This window comes from Streptomyces sp. NPDC002845 (genome assembly GCF_053591955.1).
Genome location: NZ_JBSFUU010000097.1, coordinates 12695 through 35842, shown reverse-complemented (window position 1 = coordinate 35842; position 23148 = coordinate 12695). Strand labels below are relative to the sequence as shown.

18 protein-coding genes and 2 pseudogenes are annotated in these 23148 nt (G+C 68.9%); 8 read left to right on the top strand and 12 right to left on the bottom strand.

Annotated features, from left to right (window positions below; all coding sequences use genetic code 11):
- Positions 1–141: 141 nt before the first annotated feature.
- Positions 142–1365 carry a methyltransferase, FxLD system gene (gene fxlM, locus ACWD3C_RS41740; protein WP_451152811.1) on the bottom strand — a complete coding sequence of 408 codons (1224 nt, stop codon included), beginning with the start codon at positions 1363–1365 and terminating at the stop codon, positions 142–144.
- Between the two features lie 405 nt (positions 1366–1770).
- Complete coding sequence (locus ACWD3C_RS41735) at positions 1771–2196, bottom strand: ATP-binding protein (RefSeq protein WP_451152809.1); 426 nt, start codon at positions 2194–2196, stop codon at positions 1771–1773.
- A gap of 302 nt (positions 2197–2498) precedes the next feature.
- Here ACWD3C_RS41735 and ACWD3C_RS41730 point away from each other — a divergent pair, with 302 nt between their 5' ends.
- The 3 genes from ACWD3C_RS41730 (at position 2499) to ACWD3C_RS41720 (ending at position 7452) form a co-directional block, all read left to right on the top strand.
- Entirely contained in the window at positions 2499–3368 is an 870-nt protein-coding gene (locus ACWD3C_RS41730; RefSeq protein ID WP_451152807.1) for a helix-turn-helix domain-containing protein, read from the top strand.
- Positions 3365–3595, top strand: a complete 231-nt coding sequence (locus ACWD3C_RS41725; RefSeq protein ID WP_451152805.1) for a DUF397 domain-containing protein — start codon at positions 3365–3367, stop codon at positions 3593–3595. Before ACWD3C_RS41730 ends, ACWD3C_RS41725 begins: the two co-directional genes overlap by 4 nt.
- A 506-nt stretch (positions 3596–4101) precedes the next feature.
- The gene (locus ACWD3C_RS41720; RefSeq protein ID WP_451152803.1) at positions 4102–7452 is read left to right on the top strand and encodes a S8 family serine peptidase; all 3351 of its coding nucleotides are present in this window, start codon (positions 4102–4104) and stop codon (positions 7450–7452) included.
- A 116-nt stretch (positions 7453–7568) separates the two neighbouring features.
- Here the strand turns inward: ACWD3C_RS41720 and ACWD3C_RS41715 are convergent, their stop codons facing one another.
- On the bottom strand, positions 7569–8966 hold the full coding sequence (locus tag ACWD3C_RS41715) for an FAD-binding oxidoreductase (protein ID WP_451152801.1): 1398 nt from the start codon (positions 8964–8966) through the stop codon (positions 7569–7571).
- A gap of 310 nt (positions 8967–9276) precedes the next feature.
- Between ACWD3C_RS41715 and ACWD3C_RS41710 the strand changes: the two genes are divergently transcribed.
- Positions 9277–10944 (top strand): Dyp-type peroxidase, encoded by a 1668-nt coding sequence (locus ACWD3C_RS41710; protein WP_451152799.1) that lies wholly within the window; start codon positions 9277–9279, stop codon positions 10942–10944.
- A 73-nt stretch (positions 10945–11017) separates the two neighbouring features.
- Complete coding sequence (locus ACWD3C_RS41705; RefSeq protein ID WP_451152797.1) at positions 11018–12940, top strand: galactose oxidase-like domain-containing protein; 1923 nt, start codon at positions 11018–11020, stop codon at positions 12938–12940.
- Between the two features lie 65 nt (positions 12941–13005).
- Here the strand turns inward: ACWD3C_RS41705 and ACWD3C_RS41700 are convergent, their stop codons facing one another.
- Complete coding sequence (locus tag ACWD3C_RS41700; RefSeq protein ID WP_451152795.1) at positions 13006–14349, bottom strand: serine hydrolase domain-containing protein; 1344 nt, start codon at positions 14347–14349, stop codon at positions 13006–13008.
- A 546-nt stretch (positions 14350–14895) separates the two neighbouring features.
- On the opposite strand from ACWD3C_RS41700, the gene ACWD3C_RS41695 reads away from it, so the two are divergent.
- Positions 14896–15081: a hypothetical protein gene (locus ACWD3C_RS41695; RefSeq protein WP_451152793.1), complete on the top strand. Its 186-nt coding sequence runs from the start codon at positions 14896–14898 to the stop codon at positions 15079–15081.
- An 18-nt stretch (positions 15082–15099) separates the two neighbouring features.
- On the opposite strand, the gene ACWD3C_RS41690 is transcribed toward ACWD3C_RS41695, so the two are convergent.
- Entirely contained in the window at positions 15100–15771 is a 672-nt protein-coding gene (locus ACWD3C_RS41690) for a DNA-binding response regulator (protein ID WP_451152791.1), read from the bottom strand.
- Between the two features lie 74 nt (positions 15772–15845).
- Here ACWD3C_RS41690 and ACWD3C_RS41685 point away from each other — a divergent pair, with 74 nt between their 5' ends.
- Entirely contained in the window at positions 15846–16703 is an 858-nt protein-coding gene (locus tag ACWD3C_RS41685; protein ID WP_451152789.1) for an oxidoreductase, read from the top strand.
- A 22-nt stretch (positions 16704–16725) separates the two neighbouring features.
- Here ACWD3C_RS41685 and ACWD3C_RS41680 read toward each other — a convergent pair whose 3' ends face one another.
- The 7 genes and pseudogenes from ACWD3C_RS41680 to ACWD3C_RS41650 form a co-directional block, all read right to left on the bottom strand.
- On the bottom strand, positions 16726–17277 hold the full coding sequence (locus ACWD3C_RS41680; RefSeq protein ID WP_451152787.1) for a hypothetical protein: 552 nt from the start codon (positions 17275–17277) through the stop codon (positions 16726–16728).
- Positions 17261–17764 carry an RNA polymerase sigma factor gene (locus tag ACWD3C_RS41675; protein ID WP_451152785.1) on the bottom strand — a complete coding sequence of 168 codons (504 nt, stop codon included), beginning with the start codon at positions 17762–17764 and terminating at the stop codon, positions 17261–17263. Before ACWD3C_RS41675 ends, ACWD3C_RS41680 begins: the two co-directional genes overlap by 17 nt.
- 152 nt (positions 17765–17916) lie before the next feature.
- Positions 17917–18546, bottom strand: coding sequence for a class F sortase (locus tag ACWD3C_RS41670; protein ID WP_451152783.1), 630 nt, complete (start codon positions 18544–18546; stop codon positions 17917–17919).
- On the bottom strand, positions 18543–18923 hold the full coding sequence (locus ACWD3C_RS41665) for a sortase-dependent protein (RefSeq protein WP_451152781.1): 381 nt from the start codon (positions 18921–18923) through the stop codon (positions 18543–18545). Before ACWD3C_RS41665 ends, ACWD3C_RS41670 begins: the two co-directional genes overlap by 4 nt.
- 620 nt (positions 18924–19543) lie before the next feature.
- The gene (locus ACWD3C_RS41660; RefSeq protein WP_451152779.1) at positions 19544–21262 is read right to left on the bottom strand and encodes a lysyl oxidase family protein; all 1719 of its coding nucleotides are present in this window, start codon (positions 21260–21262) and stop codon (positions 19544–19546) included.
- 230 nt (positions 21263–21492) lie between these two features.
- Positions 21493–21576 (bottom strand): annotated as a pseudogene (locus ACWD3C_RS41655) (lytic polysaccharide monooxygenase); the annotation flags it as partial.
- A gap of 146 nt (positions 21577–21722) precedes the next feature.
- A pseudogene (locus ACWD3C_RS41650) lies at positions 21723–22829 on the bottom strand (RNA-guided endonuclease InsQ/TnpB family protein); the annotation flags it as partial.
- A gap of 73 nt (positions 22830–22902) precedes the next feature.
- Between ACWD3C_RS41650 and ACWD3C_RS41645 the strand changes: the two are divergent.
- A complete protein-coding gene (locus ACWD3C_RS41645) occupies positions 22903–23052 on the top strand; it encodes a toxin-antitoxin system HicB family antitoxin (RefSeq protein WP_451152777.1) in 150 nt (49 codons plus the stop codon).
- The last annotated feature ends 96 nt before the right edge of the window (positions 23053–23148 follow it).

Below are 23148 nucleotides of genomic sequence, written 5' to 3'. Positions count from 1 at the left end.
AAGACCCTTGGCTGGAGAACACCCGCCGAGACTCTCAACAATCACCTACTATCAACACAAAGTAGAAGTGTTGCGACGACTCCTTGAACCTGAGCTCTCCTTGTTCAGCGCTGTGGTGCATGACGCCCTGACTCCCGATGGCTACGCCGGGGGCCAGGAGAGGCAGATCCGGCTGTGGACCTTGTCGATGACCCGGTCACCAGGGACCTGGTCATCGGGGGTGCCAGCCGGATAGACCCGGATGACCGGGCTGGGGCCGCCGCGCCGCTCGCGCTCCCAGTCGCGCAGGTGGTCGGCGATCTTCTCGGCGAACGCCTGCGCTTCGGAGCCGAGGGCGTGGACCGCGAACTCGACATGCTTGTTGTCCTCGGTCCGGCGGGTGGCGAGGTAGGCGAAGGTGCCGCTTTCGACGGCGGCGGGGGAGAAGCCCTTGTTGACGGGCGCGACGATTCCGGTGTCCAGGTCGGGGTCCACCGCCATGATGCAGAAGCCGGGCAGCCTGATCGCGAGGTGCATCTGAAGGGTGTCCAGAAGTTCGCTGACCCCGATCGTGACCCCGGTCCACAGCTCGACCCGCGGCGTACGGACCGCGTTGTCGAGCTTGCTCAAGTCGGCCGGAAGGCCATCGTCGAACCGGAGGCCGATCTCCGGGGTGCCGGTGACGAGGAGCAGTTCTTCCTGGTGCGAGGACGAGCCCTGCATGGGCACGAACCCGCAGATCTTCGCGGACTCGCTCTCCAGGTGGCCCCCAACGCGGGTGAAGGCGACGGAGCGGGTCAGGCCGCGCATCCGCAGCGGCACCACGAGGCGACCGCCCGGCTTGAGCTGGTCGATCCAGGCCGGCGGAATGTCCCAGGCCCCTGCGGTGACCATGATGACGTCGACCTGGCCGAGACCGGCGATGGGCTCGGCTGCGTCCGCAGTGACCACACGGACACGGGCGTAGCCGTTCTCTGCGAGGAGACGCGTGGCGCGCTCGGTGACCTCCGGGTCGATATCGACGGTGGTCACCGCGCCGTCCGGGCCGACGAGTTCCGCGAGGTAGACAGCGTTGAGACCGCCGGAGCCGATCTCCAGGACCTTCATCCCGGGGCGGATCTGGGCCTGCTCCAGCATCAGCGCCTGAATCTGAGGCGCGGACACCGAGCTGAGCTGCACTCCGTGCTCGTCCTCCTTCGTGATCACCGCAACGTACGTGTCGTACGCCTTCTCCAGCGGCGCTCCGGGCGCGAACAGGTGCCGGGGGACCTCGCGCATCACTGCTTCGATCTCCGGCGAGACGATCGTGCCGTCCTCGCGAAGCTGGTCGACGACCTTGTCACGCAGCTTGGTGGCATCGTCGGAGTTGACGGGGAGATCAGTCATGGAGGGTGTTCCTTCGTGTCGTTCGTACAACTGAGCGTGCTGCGGGGCGTCTTGGGAGTAATGGACCCCAGGGACGCTATCCATGGCGTTCCTTCTTCCTGCCCGGCACGCGCCGCTGGACTTGGGGACTGCTGAAGTCCGTCCGATAAACCACCACCGCGGCATGGGTACGTCGGGTGTGGATACGGGTGCAGGCGCCGGTCGGGTGGCCTCTGACGTCGCATCCGGGGCGAATTCGGACCGGCGACACGCGGGGCCACGGGTCACCGCGTACCGCCGGAGTCATCGGACGGTGGTCAGAAGCAGGGCGGCCACCTGGATGGCCGTGGCGCCCACCAGCCACCAGACTTTCCCACCGCCTCGCCAGCGGCGGGGAGGGCGGGGGAGCGCCACGACGGCGGCCGCTCACCGGCCCGTCTCCTCGCAGCGCAGCACAGCCCAGACGACCTTGCCGCCCCACTGCTTCGGCTCGACGCCCCAGTCGTCCGCCACCAGCGACACCATCGCCAGGCCGCGCCCGTGCTCGTCGTCCGGCGCGGTGACGCGCGGCGTGGGCTTGCGCCGGTCCTTGTCCGCGACCGCGACGCGTACCGTGCGGGAGTCGGGGCGCTCCACGATGACTCGGATCATGTTCCCCCGGGCGTGCTCGACGGTGTTGCCGACGAACTCGGAGACGATCAGCTCGGCACAGTCCGTCAGGTGCTCTATCCCCCACACGGCGAGTGCAGTTCGCACCAGGCGTCGTGCGGCGCGTGCACTGCTTGGCTCGTTGGGCAGGGACTCGGTGTATCGGGGGTGCCCGGTGGGGGCGGCAAACGTGGTCACGGTCATCGTGAACCCTCATCGGCAGGGAGCAAGTTGAGGGCGGCCCACCTCCCTTCGGAGATGGAGACAGGCCGCAGCACGTGACCAAGCACCTCTCATTGCCTATGAGTTGACGCGTGGTCACGCTCTTACTTCCGGCAGGATGCCCGCGTGCAACCTGGGTGCGCAACCTAGTCACCCAAGTTTCCACATAGTCGAACCTGAGTTCCCTCGACGGGTGAAACCCGGTGAGGGCACAATGCAACCCATGCCGCCCAACTACGCACCTTCAAGGGGCGGATGAGCACCCCGAAAGGCAGGACACGGACATGCCGAACCAGAGGGCCAAACCAACCCTCCGTAGGCGGCGCCTTGGCGGCCTGCTCCGCGACAGCCGCAACAAGGCCGGGCTCACGCTCGAAGTCGCAGCAGTGCACATGGGCTGGGATCACACCAAGCTCTCGAAGATCGAGAACGCGAGGGCGCACATTCCGCCCAAGGACATCGGGCCGCTTCTTGGCTCCTACGGCATTGAGGACCAGACGCTGATCACGGCCCTTGAGGCACTGGCCCGTGACGCGGGGAAGCAAGGCTGGTGGGCGACGTACGGGAACGTCGCGGCCAGCGAGTACAAGGACCTCATCAGCCTGGAGGCGGACGCCGAGAGCGTACGTTTCTACTCGCCGACGCTGATTCCCGGCCTGTTGCAGACCGGGGCGTACGCGCGGCAGATCATCGCCGCGACGGCTCTCACGCGGACTGCCGAAGAGGTGGAAGCGCTCGCGGAGCTGCGTACTGCCCGGCAGTCGGTCTTGTCCCGGACAACCAACCCGCTCAGGCTGTGGGCGGCGATCAACGAGGGCGTTCTTCACCAGAAGTTCGCCTCGACCAACGGCATCATGCGGGACCAGTTGCTCCGGCTGCTGGACCTGTCCAATGCGCCCAACATGACCATCCAGATCATGCCGCTCGCGGCCAACCCGCACCCCGGCTTGGCCGGGAACTTCAGCATCGTCGGCTTCCAGGCTCCATGGCCCACCGTCGTCAACGTGGAGAACATCCGAGGCGGCAACTTCGTGGAGGGAACCGGCGACGTGACGGTCTTTGAGAACGCCTTCGATCAGATCGTCGCAGCAGCTCTTCCCGTCGACGAATCACGGGAAGTCATCCGCAAGATCCTCAAGGAGAACCACTCGTGAGCATAGCCCCGCACGAGAAGGCCGATCTGTACTCCATCGACCTGAGCGGCGCCACGTGGTACAAGTCGCCGTTCAGCGCCGGGGAGAACGACTGCGTGGAAATCACCGATCTGCCCGGCGGTGCCGTCGCAGTCCGTGACTCCAAGAACCCCGACAAGGGCGCACTGCGCTTCACCGCATCCGAGTGGGATGCCCTCCGCCAAGGCTTCCGCGCAGGGCTCCTCTGACAACCCTGAAAGGGGTGCGTTCTTGAACGACACCCGCGAACGCCGCACCGCCCTGTTCGCATCTGACCCCACCGGTCCCGCGACCCTGTTCGCGCCAGCGCAGTTCGCAGCCTTCGTCGCCGACGCACCAAGCCGACACACCCGCGCCTGATCGTCCCGACGAACCAAGTGGTCCGCCCCAATCGACGTGGGGCGGACCACTCTTCTGTTCTATGCCCGGATCAGCACTCCAGGCGATCACCGCCGCGCGAGGGAACGCCGAGTGCTTCGAGTTAACCCAGCCACCCCACAGGGATGTCACATCCTGCACCCATAAATCCCCGATGGCGCATGGCGGGTTTACGCCATGATTCTCTCCCGGCCGATGAACTCTCAAGTAACCACAGTCACTTGCGTAAAGCTGTCGATCATCCAGAATCACATTCCGGACTGCGGCGGTCGAAGTCGATCGATCCGGCCGCTGCGTGCTCGTACCTACAAGCACCAACAGCATCAAGGGACTTCAGATGCCCCCCACCACCCCCCATCACCCCACCCCCCAGACACGCGGCGCAAGACGAGCGGCCCGAACAGCCCTCGCGGCGGGCCTGGTTGCCGCGCTCGCCGCGGCCGGGCCGATACCCGTGGCCCTCGCCGCGGACTCCCCCAACTCCACCACCCCCGCCTCCCCCTCCACCGACCCCGGCCTCAAGTCCGCCCACGACAAGCTCGGTTCCGGGGACGCGGACCTGCTTGCCCGGGCGAAGGCCGACAAGGTCAAGAACGTCACGATGATGGTCGTCACCGCTCCCGGCAGGACCGAGCAGGTCGCCGAGAAGCTCGACGCCGTCAAGGGCGGTTCCGTCGGCCGCACTTACGACAAGCTCGGCTACGTCCGGGCCACCGTGCCCACGGCGAAGGCCGAGTCGGTCATCGCCTCCGCCACGAAGCTCTCCTCCGTGCACGGCATCGACCTGCGGCAGGAGATCAGGCTGGAGGACCCGTCGCCCGCCGCCGACACCGCCAAGGGCGCGTCCACGCGGGCGACTTCGGACACGTACCCCGGTCCGGACGGGAACACCCCGGCCGCCAACCCGTACAACCCGTCCCACGAGACCGGCGCCGTCGACTTCGTCAGGAAGAACCCGAAGGCGGACGGCACCGGCGTCACCATCGGCATCCTCGACTCCGGCGTGGACCTCGGCCACCCGGCACTGCAGCAGACCACCACCGGCGAGCGCAAGATCGTCGACTGGGTGACGTCGGTGGACCCGATCGTCGACGGCGACGGCTCCTGGCGGGCGATGACCGACTCGGTGTCCGGGCCGGTCTTCACCAACGGCGGCGAGACCTGGACGGCGCCGGAGGGCTCGTACCGGATGAACGTCTTCCGGGAGTCCGCCACCGCGGGCGGCGACGCCCAGGGCGACGTGAACCGCGACGGCGACACCGACGACGTCTGGGGCGTCCTGTACGACGCGGCGGCCGGCACGGTCACCGTCGACGTCAACGACAACAACGACTTCACCGACGACGAGCCGATGAAGCCGTACAAGGACGGTTTCCAGACCGGGTACTTCGGCACCGACGACCCCTCCACCGAGGTCGCCGAGCGCCAGCCGTTCGTCGTGGAGATCCGCGAGGACGTCCCGATGGACCCCCTCGGCGGCGACTGGGTCGGCAAGACGTCCGACTTCGTCAACATCGGCATCATCTCCGGCGCGCACGGCACCCACGTCGCCGGCATCAGCGCCGCCAACGGCATGTTCGGCAGCGCGATGGACGGCGCCGCGCCCGGCGCGAAGATCGTCTCGTCCCGCGCCTGCGAGTTCGGCCCGTTCTGCAGCAACGTCGCGCTCGTCGAGGGCATGACCGACCTCGTCGTCAACCGCGGCGTCGACATCGTCAACATGTCCATCGGCGGCCTCGGCGCGGTCAACGACGGCAACGACGCGGTGTCCGAGCTGTACACGCGCCTGATCGACGAGTACGGCGTGCAGCTGGTGATCTCCGCGGGCAACGAGGGCCCCGGCGCGAACACCATCGGCTGGCCGAGCTACGCCGACAAGGTGATCTCGGTCGGCGCGGCCGTCTCCAAGGAGACCTGGGCCGCCAACTACGGCTCCGAAGTGAAGAAGAAGTACGGGCTGTTCAACTTCTCCTCGCGCGGCCCGCGTGAGGACGGCGGCTTCACCCCGACCCTCGTCGCACCCGGCTCCGCCGTCAGCACCATCCAGACCTGGGCGCCCGGCGCCCCGCTCGACGAGGCGGGCTGGTCGCTGCCGGCCGGCTACGCCATGTTCAACGGCACGTCGATGGCGTCCCCGCAGGCCGCGGGCGCGAGTGCGCTGCTGCTCTCCGCCGCGAAGCAGCGGAACATCGACCTCACCCCGGCGAAGCTGCGCACCGCGCTGACCTCGACCGCCGACCACGTCAAGGGTCTGCAGGCGTACGAGGAGGGCTCGGGCCTCATCGACATCATGGCCGCTTGGAAGTCCATCAAGTCCGCCAAGTTCATCAAGGGCGGCTCCGCCCACGAGTACACGGTGCAGGCCCCCGTCGACACCGCGCTCGAACAGGCGCTGAAGACGCCGGGCTTCGGCACCGGCCTGTACGACCGCGAGGGCGGCCTCAAGGCCGGGCAGAAGAAGACGTACGACGTCACCGTCACGCGCACGACCGGCCCCGACGGACCGGTGCCGCACACGCTGCGCGTGAAGAACAACAAGGCCCGCACCTTCTCGGTCGTCGGCCCCCGCGTGGTCGCCCTGCCGCTGAACCAGCCGGTCACCGTCAAGGTCCAGGCCGCGCCGACGTCCACCGGCATCAAGAGCGCCCGCCTGGAGATCGACGACCCGGCCACCAAGGGCACCGACCACCAGATGCTGGCGACCGTCGTCGCCGCCGCCCCGGTCGAGTACACGTACTCCGCCTCGGACTCGGTGGAGCGCAACAGCTCGCGGTCGTACTTCGTGACCGTGCCCGAGGGCGCCCGGACGCTGGAGGTCGCGCTCGGCGGGCTGGCGGACGGGAGCCAGACGCGGTTCATGTCCATCCACCCGTACGGCCTTCAGGTCGAAGAGCCCTCGTCGCTGATCTGCTACAGCAACCTCGACGACGGCAACGGCTGCCGGCCCGACCTGCGCTCGTACGCGGACCCGCAGCCGGGCGTCTGGGAGATCGAGATCGAGTCCCGCCGTACGTCGCCGCTGCTCGACAACCCGTACGACCTGGACTTCACCGTGCTCGGCGCGGCCTTCGCCCCGGAGACCGTGACCGTGCCGGAGGCCCAGGAGGGCACCCCGGTCGGCGCCTCCTGGGAGGTGACGAACCAGTACGCGGCCCTGGACGGCACCCTGCGGGACGGCCCGCTCGGCTCCGCGAAGACCGCGCGGCCGACCATCGCCGACGGCGACGTGCAGACCACCACGATCGAGGTGCCCGAGGGCGCCATCTCGCTGGACGTCGCCATCGGCGGTGTCTCCGACCTGGCCGCCGACCTCGACCTGACGGTGTATGACGCCGAGGGCGCCGTGGTCGCCCAGAGCGCGGACGGCGACTCCGAGGAGTCCGTCTCCATCGCCGAACCGGCCGCCGGCACGTACACCATCGAGGTGGACGGCTTCGCCGTACCGTCGGGCTCGACCGAGTACGACTACCGCGACGTGTACTTCTCCACCGCGCTCGGCTCGGTCACGGTCGACGGCTCGGCATCGGTGAAGCTCGGCACGGGCGACTCGACGACGGTGTCCGCGAGCCTGACGGCCGCGGCGGCCGTGCCCCAGGGCCGGGACGTCTTCGGGGAGATCCGGCTGGTGAACGCGCGCGGGACGGTCGCGGGCGTGGGCCACGTGCGGATCGAGAAGGTCACGCAGTAAACAGTAAGCAGTAAGCAGCAGTAAAGGCCGTACGACGGCTTGGGGCGGGTGTCCGGTACCGGGCGCCCGCCCCTTCTCACGTCCTCCTCACGTCCTCATGTCCCCATGTCCTCATGTCACGCCGGTGACGGCTGGATGTTCTGGTTGGCGCGGAAGAGGTTGTCCGGGTCGTAGGTGTGCTTGATGGAGGCCAGCCGGCCGTAGTGGTCGCCGTAGGTGGCCCGGACCCGCTCCGTGCCCTCCTGCGCGCCCAGGAAGTTGACGTAGGCGCCGCCCATGGAGTGCGGGTGCAGGTCGCTCCAGTAGTCGACGCACCACTGCCGGATCAGGTCGGCGTTGGCGGGGTCCGGGTCGATGCCGCCGATCACACCGGACCAGACGGCGTCCCGGTACGCCCAGGCCGTGTCGTCGGCGCCCGGCCGGTGACCCGCCGCGTCCACCGGGTACAGGTGCATCATCGACAGGTCGGTGGGGATGTTCTGGCCGTACCTCTCGTGTACGTCGATCGCCGCGTCCGGGATCGTGTCGAAGAAGTCACCGCGCCAGTACCACTGCAGCCCCTTGGGGATCAGCTCGTCGAACATGGTCTGCAGGGCGGGGTAGGGCATGGGCGTGGTGAAGTGGAAGGCGGGCGGCGCCGGTTCGTTCACCACGGCCAGCACCTCTTCGAGGCGGTTCTCCGCCAGGTCGCCGGTGTAGCACCACACGACACCGCACATCTTCTGCCCGTGGATCGGCTCGGGGAACGGCGGCCCGGGCGGCACGACCAGCACGGCGAAGAAGCCGTTGAGGTCCTCCGGCGCGGCGGGCAGGAACTCCCGGTACCACTGGAGCACCTCGCGCGTGCGGTCGACGGGCCACACCGTCACCGCGACCCCGACCGTGTCCACGGGGTGCAGCCGGAAGGTGAACGACGTGACCACACCGAAGTTCCCGCCGCCCCCGCGCAGCGCCCAGAACAGGTCCGGATGGTCCTCCTCCGACGCGGTGACGAAGGTCCCGTCGGCGAGGACCACGTCGGCGGAGAGCAGGTTGTCGATCGTCAGCCCGTACTTACGGGTCAGATGGCCGTGCCCGCCGCCCAGCGTGAGGCCGCCGACCCCCGTCGTCGACATGATCCCGGCCGGCACGCCGAGGCCGAACGTGTGCGCCGCGTGGTCCAGGTCGCCCAGCTGACTGCCGCCGCCCACCTGCGCGGTGCCCGCCCCGGGGTCCACCCGCACCCAGCGCATCGGCGACAGGTCGAGCGTCAGCCCGTCGTCCACCAGGCACAGGCCGGGCCCGCTGTGCCCGCCGCCGCGCACCGCGAGCGGCACCCCGGTGTCCTTGGCGAAGGAGATCGTGGTGCGCACATCGGCGACATCGGCGCACCCCGCGATGGCGGCCGGACGCCGGTCGATCATGGCGTTGTAGAGGGCGCGGGCCTCGTCGTACCCCGGATGCGCAGGCGAGACGACATCCCCCCGCAGTGCCTCACGCAGGCCTCCGACAGCCGTTTCGTCGATACCGCCCATAGCCGAACACCTACACCTCTGCCTCTGCCTGGCCGACATGCTTCAACGGTTCGCGGTCAGTTCTCAGTGTCCGTCGGCCGACTGCCTCCCGCACCTCGGGCTCCGGTGCGGGGGCGTTCATACGACTCCAGGAGCGTTCATACGAAGAAGGACGTCCACGCAAGCGTCCACGCAAGGGGAATATGACCCCATACGGGTGATTCCAAGGAATATTCCATTGGCAACGCTTTGCCAGGAAAGGATGGGGAAATGCGCGGACTGAACTCCGTCCTTCCGCGCGATTCCGCTGTCCACCCGCAGGAGCGTTCCGATGACCACACAAATGACCAGAATCGACTTCGAGAAGGAAACGGGGATCGGGCCGGCCAAACGCGAGGGCGAGTTCGGCCCGGACGAGCGCCGGCTGATGGAGGACATCCAGGGCAACATCCTCAAGAGCCACGGCCGCGACCACAGCCGTCATCTCTTCATCCGCTTCACCCCCGGCCAGAAGGACAAGGCACGGGCCTGGCTGTCGGGCATGGCCGACAAGGTCACCACCGCGATGGCGCAGTGGGACCAGTCGCGCAAGCGTGCCGCCATCTTCGCCTCGGCCGGCTTCGGCCCGCTCGGGGCGTCCGTGGGTGCGGAGTTCGGGGACAGTCCCCGTGTCTCGGCGGACGTCAAGGCCGGTCCCCTCGGCGGTTCCCTGAGCGCCGGGCTCGGCAAGGGCGGCCTGCTCAGCGGCTCCCTGGGCACCGACGGCGGCGACGGCCACAAGCGCCGTACGGACCCCGACGCGCTGCTGGGCGCGGCGCTCGTGAAGGATCCCAGTCCCCCCTTCGTCAACCTCATGCTCTCCGCCTCCGGCTACCAGGCCCTCGGCATCACCAACATGCCCCAGGACGAGGCGTTCAAGCGGGGCACCCGGCACTCCGACACGGTCAGCAAGCTCTGCGACCCTCCCGTCTCCCAGTGGCACGAGGGCTTCCGGGAGCCGGTCGACGCGCTGGTCATCGTCGCCGACGACTCGGCGGTCGAGGTGCAGGAGAAGGCCGACGACATCCTGGGCACGCTCCTGAAGACCGGGGCCGGCAGGGTCGTGCACGAGGAGGTCGGCAAGGTGCTGCGGACCCGCCCGAACGGGCCGGTGCGTGAGCACTTCGGGTTCGTCGACGGCGTGAGCGAGCCGCACTTCCTCACCAAGGACATCGAGGAGGCGAAGAAGGAGCAGGGGTCCTCGGCATGGGACCCGGGCGCCCCTCTCGGGCTCGTCCTCGCCAAGGACCCGGGCGGCCACGAAGCGACCGGCTACGGCTCGTACTTCGTGTACCGGAAGCTGGAGCAGGACATCCCGCACTTCAACCAGCAGCGGCTGAAGCTGGCCAGGGAGCTGGCCAAGGCCGACGGCAGGGCGGATCCCCACGAGGGGGACAAGGAACTCGCCGGCGCCTACATGGTGGGACGCTTCCGCAACGGCGCGCCCGTCAGCGAGCCCGCGACCGAGATGGGCGTCGACGGCCCCATCTCCAACGACTTCGACTTCCTTCAGGACAAGGACGGCCTGAAGTGCCCCTACCAGGCACACATCCGCAAGACCAATCCGCGCGGTGACACCACGTGGCGGTTCGGCGTGTCCCTGAAGGAGGAGCGGACCCGGCGTATCGCCCGCCGGGGCATCTCCTACGAGAGCGACGGCACCGCGGGCCTGTTGTTCCTGTGCGCCCAGGCCGACATCTCCCACCAGTTCGAGTTCATGCAGGACCGGTGGTGCAACAACATCGACTTCATCTCGGGCGGTGACGACGGCAAGCCCTCGACCGGCCAGGACCCCGTCGTCGGCCTCGGCCACGCGGATACGCCGATGAATTGGCCCAAGAAGCACGGTGTTCCCGGCGAGAAGGTCAGCGTGAGCCTCTCGGAGTCCGTCGTCATGCGCGGAGCGGAGTACTTCTTCCTCCCCAGCCGCAGCTTCCTCAAGAACGCGCGACGGTCGTGACCTCGGTCCGTTCCGTATGCCCTGCATGCCCCGTATGTCACTCCCGCCACACCATCGTGGAAGGACCCTTCTCTTGACCCACCTGACTCACCGTAGGACCTCCCGCCTCGCCCGAGCCTGTGCCCTGGTCTCGGCCGTCACCGCCGTCACGGTGCTGGGCGCCGGCAACGCCGCCGGGCACGGCGCGGAGGACCACCATCCCCATCCCAAGGGCGCCAAGGTCTCCAACGTCTCCGAAAAGGAGGTGGCGGCAGAGGTCGATCCCAACGAGGCCGCCGTACTGGGGCAGGAACACGCCGAGGACCACGCCCGGCTGCGGGTCGCCGCGGGCGAGACGGCCGACTACCCGCAGACCACCCGCACCAACAGCCTGAACTGGCTGACCCAGGACCAGAAGACGAAGAACGCGAAGTTCGACCCCAGCGAGTTCGGCAAGTTCGCCGAATTCTTCCCGTCCCCCGACTTCGGGGTGCACATCGCCCAGCTGCCCACCGGCAAGATCCTGGTCTTCTCCTTCGAACCGGTCGAGGACAACCCCAACCGGGAAACGGCGCCCACCCAGATCATCGGGGGTGACAACGCCGGACGCGCCTTCCTCTGGGACCCGGAGAAGGGCTCCGGGGAGGACGCCTTCACCGCCGTTCACCCGCCCGTGATCGACATGCCGGACGGCAAGAACGAGCCGCGCCCCGCACCGTTCTTCTGCGCCGGGCACTCCTTCCTGCCCAACGGCATGCTGGGCGTCTTCGGCGGCAACCTCGGCGGCAACCACGGCTCGGGCGCCAAGCTCGCGCTGGTCTTCGACCCCTGGACGGAGACCTGGCAGCAGCACCCGGACATGGCCGTGGGCCGCTGGTACCCCACCGTGGTCACCGGTGCGGACGGCCGTCAGCTGGTCTTCTCCGGGCAGTCGGAGCGCGGCTGGGGCACCCCCACCGAGGTCGTGGAGCGCTTCCCGGCCAAGGGGCACCCGGTGCCCGTCGACCCGAACGTCCCGCTGCTCTCGAACATCCCGGTCGACCGCTTCGGCGCGGACGCCCCCTTCCGCAACGACTACCCCCAGGCGTTCTCGCTGCGCGACGGCATGATCTACACCTTCGGCCGGGACTCCGACCAGCAGTGGAAGTTCGACCCGGTCACCGAGACCCGCACGGACCTGCCCAACCGGCCGGACAAGCCCGAGGGCCGCAAGACGCTCCGGCAGGAACGGCTCTACGGTTCCGCCGTACCGCTGCCCAACGGCCTTCTCGGGCCCGACTCCGTCCTGCAGATGGGGGGCGACCCCGCGGACCCCGAGACCTACCTGTTCAAGGACGGCACCTGGAGCAAGGGCCAGTCCAAGGCATTCGGCCGCACCCAGGACAACACCCTCATCCTGCCGGACGGCTCCCTGTTCACGGTCAACGGTGCGCCCGACATCCGGGACTACGGCAACGGTCAGTACAACCCGAACGCGGACCAGAAGTACCGTCAGATCGAGCTGGGCGACCAGAACCAGAACTGGCGTCTGGGCCCCGTGCAGCGGCTGCCGCGGGGCTACCACTCCAACGCCGTCGTGATGCCCGACGGCCGCATCATGATCACCGGTGACGAGCTCCAGCAGATCGCCAACGACCCGGACATCACCGACCAGATGCACGGCGCGATCGAGATCTACGAGCCGGCCTACCTGCACCGCGGCGAGCGCCCCCACCTCGGCAGCGCCCCGGACCACCTGCTCCGCTACCAGGAGGAGTTCACCGTCGGCACCAACGCCCCCGGGGACGTGTCCCGTGCCGTGGTCCTGGCCCCGTCCACCTCGACCCACTCCATCAACACCAGCCAGCGGCACCTGGAGCTGGAGATCACCGAGCGCTCGGACGGCTCCCTGACGCTGAAGGCCCCGCCCTCGGCGAAGGACGCCATCCCCGGCTACTACATGCTCTTCCTCCTCAACGACGAGGGCGTCCCGAGCACGGCCCAGTGGGTCCGCTTCGGCCCACCGCAGCGCGGCTGACCACGACCGGCGGCGCCGCCCGCACCGTACGCGGTGGGGGCGGCGCCGCCGGCTGGTCGTTCGACTCAACGCACGCCGGACGCAACCCGGTCGGCGGTGTTGAACACAGTGCTGGACACGGTGTCGGACCCGGTGTTGGACAGCTCGACGCCGGGCAGCGGCAGCCTCTCGGCGTCCGCGCTCCGGGACCGCGGTGCCGTGCCGTCCGGGCAGAGCGCCCCGACGACGTACGCGTTGACGGCGTCGTCGATCGGGCTCGGCTCCCAGCCGGTGCCGTCCTCGTTGACGCGCTGGTACTTCATGAGGTTCAGGCCCAGGGCGACCTGACGCCTGCCGTCGGGGCTGGAGTACGCGACCGTACCCGCGCCGAAGACCGCCCCGTCGTGCCCCCAGAAACGGCCACAGCCGGGCAGGTCGAGGGAGTAGATCCCGAGCCCGTAGTCGATGCCGTCGACATCGACCGTGCGCATCATCTCGTCGAGGGCGCCCGGCCCGACCAGCCCGCCGCGCAGCAGGGTGCGGTAGAACCGGTTCAGGTCATCGGCGGTCGAGACGACCGCCCCCGCCGTGTACGCCCAGGACATGTCGTACACGCTGTAGTCGCGGGGCGGGTCGATCAGACCGTAGAACGACTCGTACATCTTCGAGTGCGGACCCTTGATGTACGGGGTGCGCGGGAACGAGGTGTGGCGCAGCCCGGCCCGGTCGATGACGTTCCGGGTGATGTACGTTTCGGCGTCCTGGCCGGTGATTTTCTCCAGGAGCAGCCCGGCGATCACGTAGTTGGTGTTGGAGTACGACCCCGGCTGCTCACCGGGCCGCCCCGTGACGGGCGCCTCCAGACCGAGCCGCACCAGTTCCTCCGGCGCGATGGACCGGAACCGCTCCTCGTCGAGGCTGGCCGTCGAGCCCTCGACGAGCGAGGGGAAGGCGCCCGCGATGTAGTCGCCGATCCCGCTGGTGTGGTTCAGCAGCATCCGTACGGTGATCTCCCGCCCCCGCTCCCCGCTCACCAGATCCGGCAGATACTCCCCCACAAGCGCGTCGAGCCGAACCCGGCCCCGCTCCACCTGCTGCAGTACGGCGACAGCGGTGAACGTCTTGCTGATACTCCCCACCCGATGCCGCATCCCCGGCCGCACCGGCCGCCCCGTCTCCACATCAGCGACCCCGGCCGCACCGGCCCACCGCGCGCCGCCCTCCCTGACGGCCGAGTAGACGCCGTACATCCCGGCTTCGTGGACGGCGTCGAGCGTGCTGCGCAGTGCGGCACGGTCTAAGGACTTGGCCGTAACTCCCGTGTCAGCGGATGCCGTCGGCGCCGCGGCGGTCACCAGCAGCGTGGCGCCCAAGGCGGTCCAGACGGTCCCTATGAACCGGGTGAGCGGGGTGAGCGGGGTGATACGCAAGGCTTTTCCCTCCCTGGTGTCCCAACAGTTCGGGTAATTGTCTTGGGTGACTGATGCGCCTTACATCCTTCTGACGGACGATCACAGGAGGCTGCTGGCTGTGACAGGGTTCGCGCACCGAAGCCGGGCGCTGCTGCACCGCGGCCGTCAGCCGTGGTCCCGCAGGGAGCAATTGGAGACTTTGTTTCACCCCCAGGCTTCCTGACCCGGGCTTTTCCTTGCGCAGGGTGACCCAAAACTGCCAATTGCCGACCGCCACGTGCTGACCAGGCAGCCGTTCCAGAACGTGCCAATAGGGCGAAACCCACCAACCGCTTCCTTCGCCTCCGAGAGCGTGAGGTGCTCACTCGCCGAGCAACTCTCCCCGGACATGTGCGGACAGACCAACTGCCCACGGAGCAGCTGCGAAACCTGCAGCTCAATCGACCTGAAGACGTCTGCCGAAGGCAGCAAGGACATGAGCTCTCCCCCTGGTCGTCCGCCAATAGCGGGAGGCTCCTGATCGATGGCGTACCTGACGCAGTTGGTCTTGCTGAGATCACCGCAATGCCGCACAAGATGGAGCTGCCCACCGTGGGTACCACCGTCGCTGGTGAGGTGCTCTGGCACATAGAGCACAACCGCCACATGAAGATCAAGCTCGATGAATGGAACATGCCGAAAATGCGGCGGGTGGCCGAGCCCATCCTGCGCCTTGGGGGCGGTCGTTCGTGGCTGGGTGAAGGTTCCTGACGGATGCCTGGCCGCCCCTCACCCTCCCAGTCCCAGCTCCCCCGCTCGCACCCCCGCCTCGAACCGCGAGCCCGCGTCGAGGGTGGTGAGGAGTTCGGCAACGCGGCGGCGGTAGGTTCGCAGCGACATGCCGAGCTCCCGCGCGGCGGTCTGGTCGGTGGCGCCCGAGCCCAGGGCGCGCAGGACCGTGCGGCTTTCGGTGTCGAGTTGGGGTTGGTCGCCGCGTAGGAAGGAGCGGAGGTCGGTGGCTGTTTCCCAGGCGGCTTCGAACAGGGCGTGGACGCCGCCGACCAGGGTGGGGGCGGTGGTGAGGGTGTACTCGCGGCCGGTGGGGGAGTTCAGGCCGGCGAGGATGGCGAAACGGCGGTCGATGATGATCGTCTCGTGGGGGAGGGCGGTGGCGGCGATGCGCACGTGGGCGCCCTTGGCGACGAGTTCGCCGAGGTGTTCGCGGCTGTGCTCGTCGGCGAGGGCGGCCGGGCTGAACAGTTTGCGGAGTTTGCGGATCTGGTGAGTGCTGTTGTCGCGTAGCCGGTTGCGGGCGGACTGGCGGGCTCCGGGGCGGGACCAGGTGGTGAGGTCGCGGGCGGCGCAGATGAACTCCTCGTGGACGGAGGAGAACAGGTGCTCGGTGCGAGCGAGGAGTTCCAGGTCGCCGCGGATCGTCATGATCTCTGCCGCCTCTGTCATTCCGTCATTCTGCCCGATGGCAGCAAGCTGCCACGGGTTCGCGGCCCGAACGGCCCGCCGTCCAAGGTGAGTTCATGAGTCTTGACTTCCGCCTTGGTGGCGACCTTCTGATCAACCGGGTCGGCTTCGGGGCCATGCGCCTGCCCACGAACAGCTTCCGTGGTCCGGCCCGCGATCCCGGGACCGGTCGCGCCGTCCTCCGCCGTGCCGTCGCGCTCGGCGTCAACCACATCGACACCGCCGCCTTCTACGCCAGCGGCGACGGCAGCGTTTGTGCCAATGCCCTGATCCGCGAGGCCCTTCATCCCTACCCGGCCGACCTGGTCATCGCCACCAAGGTGGGGCCGGTGCGGACCCCCGACGGCGGCCTGGCCGGGACCACCGACCCTGCGGACCTGCGGCCGCTGGTCGAGGAGAATCTCGAAACCCTTGGTGTGGATCGCCTCGATCTGGTCTATCTGCGCGTCGGGGGCATCGCGCCTCCGCCGCGCGGCGAGTCCGTCGCCGAACGCTTCGAGGCGCTGGCCGCGATGCGTGAGGAGGGTCTGATCCGCCACCTGGGCCTGAGCAACGTCGACGCCGGCCACCTCGCCGAGGCTCGTGCGATCGCACCCGTGGCGGCCGTCCAGAATCATTTCCACGCCGCCAAGCGGGATGACGCGGAGGTTCTGGCTGTCTGTGAGGAGGTCGGTATCTCGTACGTGCCGTTCTTTCCGCTGGGGGGCGGCGTGAGCGATCTCGCCGAGGGCCGGATGGCCAAGGTCGCGGAACGGCATGGTGCGACGGTCCCTCAGATCGCCCTGGCCTGGCTGCTCGCCTCCTCTCCCGCCACCCTGGCCATTCCCGGCACCGGCTCCCTCGCCCATCTGGAGGAGAACATCGCCGCCGGGTCGGTCTCCCTCACCCGAGACGATCTCTCCGACCTCGCCTGACGCGAGGATCACTCGAAGGTGCCTACGGTCCGGTGCCGCTCTCGGGTGTGGCGGCGGCGTCGGTCTCGATCGCCGACGGGACGGCACCCGCCGAGGTCGGGGGCTGGGTCGGGGCCGGGATCGCTGACGGTTCCGATGGTCCTTGGGCGGGGTCTGTCGGGGTGACCGGGGTGCGGGAGTCGTCGGTTCCGGGGGTCGTGGCGGGGACGGGGCTGACAAGCTCGGGCGGTACTGAGGGGACGGGCGACTCCGACGGGGTGGGCACTGCCGACGGGGTGGGGCGCGTCGAGTGGTCGCTCGTGGGCGGTGGGGCGAGAGGGACCGACGGGGAGGCGGGGGCGTCGGGTGTCGTCAGGTGGAGGGGGAGGGCGATGAGAGCCGCGACGGCGCACACCATGCCGACCCCGGTCGCCGCGGCGCGGAGCAGGCGGCGGCGGGACGCGGTGCGGCGGATCGCCTCGTAGCGGCCGGGGGGCGGGCCGAGGTGGGCGGAGGTGGGACGGAGGATCACCGCGAGGGGGTCGTCGGGGTCGAACTCCGGGCCGTCCGGGCCGTCGTCAAAGCGTGTGGTCAAGGCTTCTCCTCAGGTGGACGCGGAGCAGTTCTCGGGCCGCGTGGAGGTCGGCCTTGACGGTTCCTTCCTTGCGTCCGGTCAGCACGGACACCTCCCGGATCGGCATGTCAGCGTAGTAGTGGAGGAGGATCGGGACGCGTAGTCGTTCCGGCAGGGACTGCACGAGGAGGCGTACGGACGGGTCCGTCTGTTCGGTGGGGGCGCGGACCACCGCTTCCGTGGTGACGCGGTGCATCGCCTTGCGCTCGCGCTCCAGCTTGCGCCAGTGGTCCCGGACGAGGTTGGCGGCGGTGACGTAGAGGAAACCGCGGGGCTCCTCCACCCGGCTCCAGCGGGCCCAGAGCCGGGTGAACGCCTCGGAGGCGACCTCGTGGGCCGTCTCGTCGTCGTCGACGAGACGGCGGCACCAGCCGGCGAGGCGCGGGTAGAGGGCGGCGAACAGCTCGGACGCTGCCTTGTCACGGGACTTGTCACGGGACCGTTTCAACGCTCTCCATGGTGGTGATGGCACGTGGTGGCACTCGTGGGGGAAGATGCCGGGCCTTCGGCGTACGTTGCGCAGTGCTGCCTTGTGCTGCGTTGTGCTGTGCTGCGTTCCGTCGGCCCGGCTTCCGTGCGATGCCGGTGGGTCAGGGCCGTTCAGCTCAGTTCGGCGAAGACGATCACGTTGTCGCGGTACTCGTCGCCGGTACGGGGGCCGCCGCAGGTGATCAGCCGCAGCTCCGGGCGGTTTACGTCCCCGTAGACCTGGTCGGTCGGGAAGTCCGCCTTGGCGATCGTTCGCAGGCCGCTGACGGCGAACTCCGCCTCCGTGCCGTTCTCCAGGCGGGCCACGATCCGGTCGCCCCGGTTCAGGCGCGCGAGTTGGCGGAAGACCCCGTCCCCGTACGCGCCGACCGTGACATGGCCGAGGATGACCGACGGGCCGACCTGACCCGGTGTCGGCGAGTGCCGGTACCAGCCCGCCAGGTCGTTCGCCTCGGCCGGGGGCACCTCCACCGTGCCGTCCGGCGCCAGCCCCAGCCGCATGACCGGGGTGTCGACCCCGATGGCCGGAATCCGCAGCCCGACCGGGACCGAACGCTCCAGAGCATGCGTCGCCACCTCCGCGGAACCCGAGTCCGGGTCCGAGGGCGAGTCCGACGAAGGCGGTTGCGTACTCCTCCTCGTACTCCTGGCCTGGTCGGTCCCGGAGCCGGAGCCGGAGCAGCCCACCAGCAGCGAGGCCATCGCCGCCGTGGCGAACGTACGCCTGGAGATCGAGGTCATGCCCCGGTCGCCCGCCGGCGACGTACGACGAAGAACGTCGCACCGCCCGCGACGAGCACCGCGGCAGCGCCCCCGCCGATCAGCCCGCCCGCCCCGGCCTCCGAGGACTCCGCCGTCACTCCGGTGTCGGGCGCGCCGCTCGGTACGACGGCGACCTGGCCCCCGTTCTCCGTCGGGGGCACCTCGCCCTCGCTCACCTTCGAGGGGACGGGGCTCGCCTCCTGCGCCGGTTCGGGGGCGTCCGACGGGACGGGAGTGGGCGGGGCCTCGCTGGCGACCGAGGGGACCGGGCTCGGATCGTCGGCGAACGCGGGCGCGGTGGTCGCCAGCACGGCGGTGCACGCAAGTGCCAGGGCACTGAGGGCAGTTCGGCGCATGAGTCGCTCTCTTTCGTCGGTCCGCCCGCCCGGTGATCCGGCGGGCTGCGTTACGGATCGAGCGGAGAGACGAGGCAGCGGCGGGGCGGGTTGTAAAGAGATGGCAAAGGCTGTCTGGGGTCGGTCGCCGGTACGTCGGAGGGGGCTCGCCCCACCGGCCCGGGACTGGGGAGTCCGGCGGCACGGCGGTGCCGGTGCCGGTGCCGGTGAAGTGGTCACGGACGGTGGAGTGGCCGAGGACGAGGACGAGGACGAGGACGAGGACGAGGTCGGGGTCGGGGTCGGGGTCGGGGTCGGGGTCGGGGTCGGGGATGCCGACGCTTCGGGCCTGGAACAGTTTTTCCACACCCTGTGGACAAACCAGGGGCGGGCGGGAGCGGTCGTCTCCCGATACCTGAGGGCGAGCGGCAGCGCGACGATGGCCGCGGTCAGCCCTGCCAGCAGGTCCCGGCGCTGGTCGCGGCCCGTCTCGGCCAGGTCGACACGGGCAGGCGGCAGCGCCGCGATACAGCATCTCGGTCCCCGTCAGGGGAACCACGTGTCCGCACCACAGACCCCCAGGTCAGGTCCGGTCAGCTCCGGCCAGGTCAGTGACCTGGGAGTCTGTGGCACTCACTGTGCTACGGAGCGTCGATCAGCTCATGCGGCGGCACGCTCACCGTCCGAGCCCCCGGCTCCCCGCCCAGGACGACCTTGCGGAGCGCGACGTTGTTGTTCAGGTTCGTCTCCTGGAGGCGGTTCTCCGGGTTGGCGATGACCTGGATGTAGTACGTGCCGTTCGGCAGGTCCGTGATGTCGAAGGACTGGCCGGGCCGGTACTGGGTGTACGTGTCACCGGAGCCCACGTCGAGGACCTCACGGACGGAGATCGAGTTCTGTTCCCCGCAGGCCGTGGACAGGTCCGTGTTGTACGGGTGCCAGTTGGCGTTCTTGACCGTGTAGTCGATGGCGTCGGTGTTGGCGAGGCAGAAGGCCTCCTTGCCGCTGCGGACCTCCTTGGTCTGGTCCTCGCTGAGGAGGCGGTAGCTGGCGAAGTCGGTGAAGTGCCAGTGCTCGTGGCCGATGCGCGCGTCCCACTCCATGGTGCCGGTGGGCGTGTAGCCGACCTGGTTGCCGTCCGCGTCATAGAAATACTGGTACGCGTCCATCAGGTCCTTGCCCGGGCTGCGGAAGCCGTCCACCACGAGGGGGGCCGGGCCCGCGTTCCAGACATTGGCGCTGAAGGCCAGGTAGTCCTTGCCGGGGACGTCGCCGTCCTCGCCGTCCGTGATCGCGATGTCCCAGGCCGGGAGCGAACGCAGGTCCGGCTTGGGCACGTCGGCCGGAACGCCCGCTCGGCCGGTGGGGCGCTTGGCGTTGGGCCGCAGCGCGGGGGCGATGCGCGAGCCGTCGGTGTGGCCGGGGCCGTCGCCCAGGTGGTGGGCCCGGCCGCGGTCTTCGAGTGCATGCGACAGGGCGGGCGGGGTGGGGGCGTCGGCGCCGCGCGCGCCGAAGTGGTGGCCGTCTCCCGCTCCGGCCTCGTGGCCTCCGTGATGGGCGGCCGCCAGGCCCACTCCGCCCTCGTCGGTCTCCTCCCGTACCGTCACCTTGATCGTCGGCCGGTCGTCCGGGATGCCGAAGAACTCGCGGTACTTCTTCGCCACCCCGACCTCGGCCGTGTACTCACCCGCCGGCAGGTCCACCGGCCGGTCGTAGTCGACCGTGCTGGTGTTGGACGCCCAGCCCTTCTCCACACCCCACACCGAGCCGAGTGTGAAGGGGTTGGTGGGGCAGCTCTGCGGATACTTCGACGTCGCCGGGGCGTCCGGGCGGATGCGGCCCGAGGCGTTGTTCGGGCAGAAGGTGCTCTCGGTCCGCGACACCTCCTCACCGGCCGCGTCGGTGATCGACACCTCCAGGAAGCCGGGCAGCCCCGAGAAGTCGTTCACCAGACCGGCGGGGAGCTTCCTGGTCTTCGTACCGCTCCCGTCGCGGATGATCTGCTGGGCGACGACAGGGTCCTTGTACGACTTCCGCGTCACCTTGAACTCCAGCGGTACGTCGTCGACCGTGACGTACGTGCCGAGGTCCAGGTAGACCCCGCCCTCCCCCTCCCACTCCCAGCGGTCGAGCGTGATGGAGTTCGACGCGGCGATCAGCTTGAGCTTCGGCGCCCCCGACGCACTCGGCGCCCCGGGAGCGGCTCCGGCTCCGGCGACAACCACCGTGAGCGCGGCTCCCGCCGCGAACGCCGAACGCTTTAAGCGATTGCTGTTGCTGCTGTTGCTGTTGCTGTTGCTGTTGCTACTGCTACTGCTACTGCTACTGCTACTGCTACTGCTGTGTTGCTGACTGGTCATCGGTTCCTCGTCTGCGAGTGCCCTGGTCAAGTGGCAACGGGCATCGGATGGTTCAGCGGTTCAGCCCGCCTTTGAGCGCCCTGTGAGAGTGGTAAAGGCGGTGCCCGGGTTGCCTGTTGGGGGAGAGGTTCCTTGGGGAGAAGTTCCTCTGTTGTACGAGGGCACGAGTCGGCCCCCTCCGCGGTGGGTCCGCGGAGGGGGCCGTACGCGCATGCCGAGGTCGGCGGGGATCAGCGGAAGTTCACGTCACTGCACAGGAAGTACGTCTGGTCCATGTGCGAGGCCTGCCAGACGGTGTAGACGACTTGACATCCTCCCCCTCTAAAAAGAGGGGGATTCCAACCCTGGTGGGTTGAGGTTCACGGGCGCTCGAACGGCCAGTGGCCGCTGTCACCCCTCCGGCACCGGCTGAGCACCGGGGGCGAGGGATCCCGCCCTGTCCTGCCGCGACGTTGACTGCTGCGTTCTCGTCCGCGTTGCAGGTGAACCCGCAGGACACGCAGACGAAGTCGGCTTGGCTCTTGCGCGAGTTCTTCTCGATCCATCCGCAGGCGCTGCATCGCAGAGACGTGAAGGGGGCTGGTACGTCCTCGACCCTGCCAGGGGCTTTGTGCTCGGTGCGCTGCCGGAGCAGGCCCCAGCCCTGGGCCAGGATTGCCCGGTTCAGTCCGGCCTTCTGCCTGACGTTCTTGCCGGGCTGCTCGGCCGTGCCCTTGGCCGAGCGCGTCATGCTCTTGATGTGCAGTTTCTCGAACCGGATCAGGCCGTACGACCCGGCGAGCATGGTGCTGGTCTTCTCGCACCAGTCCTTGCGCCGGTCCGCCTCGCGTGCCTTGAGCTTGGCGACCTTGGCGTAATCGGCGGCCTTTTCCGTGCTTCCTTTCTTCGCTCGTGCCGCCCGGCGCTGGTGCTTGCGGATCTGGGCCCGCTCCTTGACGGTGAGCTGCGGGCAGTTCAGCTTGCGGCCGTCAGACAAGGCAGCAGTGATCTTCACCCCGCGGTCGATGCCGATGACCTCCCCGGTGCCGGGTGCGTCGGCCGGTTCGGGGATGACCGCGAACGCGATGTGCCACTGGTTGTTCTTCAGCGTGACGCGGAACGTCTTCGCCGACGGGAGTTTGGTGCGGGTGAGCCGGAAGCGGACCCAGCCGCAGCCGGGCACCTTCACCTGCGCCCACTTGCGGTTGAGTTTCTGCACGACGACCGAGCGGCCCATGACCTGCTTGCCCGTCTTGACGTTGAGCTTCGGCGTGCCGTCGTCGTCGAACTCCGGGACGCGGTCGGTGCCGATGACACGGAAGCCCTCGTGCACGAACTTCTTCCGCCAGGTCGGCTCACCGAAGCCGGAGGTGAACTTGGCGTTCCTGGCCTTGGCGAAGTCCTTCAGGGCCTGCTGCTGCACATCCGCGTTCCCGGCGCCGAGCCACCCGTTCTCGCGCCGGGCCTCGGTGAGCTGGCGGCACTGCTCGGCGAAACCGGGCGCGGACGTGCGCCACCTGCGCCAGTGCGCATGCTGCTCGACGGCGAGGTTCCACACGTACCGGGCGTGCGCGCAGTGCAGGAGCATCTGCTCTTCCTGCGCACGCGTCGGGTACAGACGGAACCTTGCCATGCCGTCACTGTAGCGGCATAATGACGGCATGTTCAAATTCACACTCCGCATCCCCGAAGAACTCCACGCCCGGCTCGCCGCCCAGGCAGCCGCTGACCGGCGGTCCCTCAACGCCGAGATCCTGCACCTGCTTGAGGGCGCCCTCCACGGCGTTGAGGGCAACGACGAATCGCTCTGACGGCGATTCGTCCATTCCTGCCCTGCCCCGCAGGAGCTCGCCTTCGCCCCCGGCCTGCAGCGGGGCACCCTGCGAGGAAACGCGGTGGAACTCACC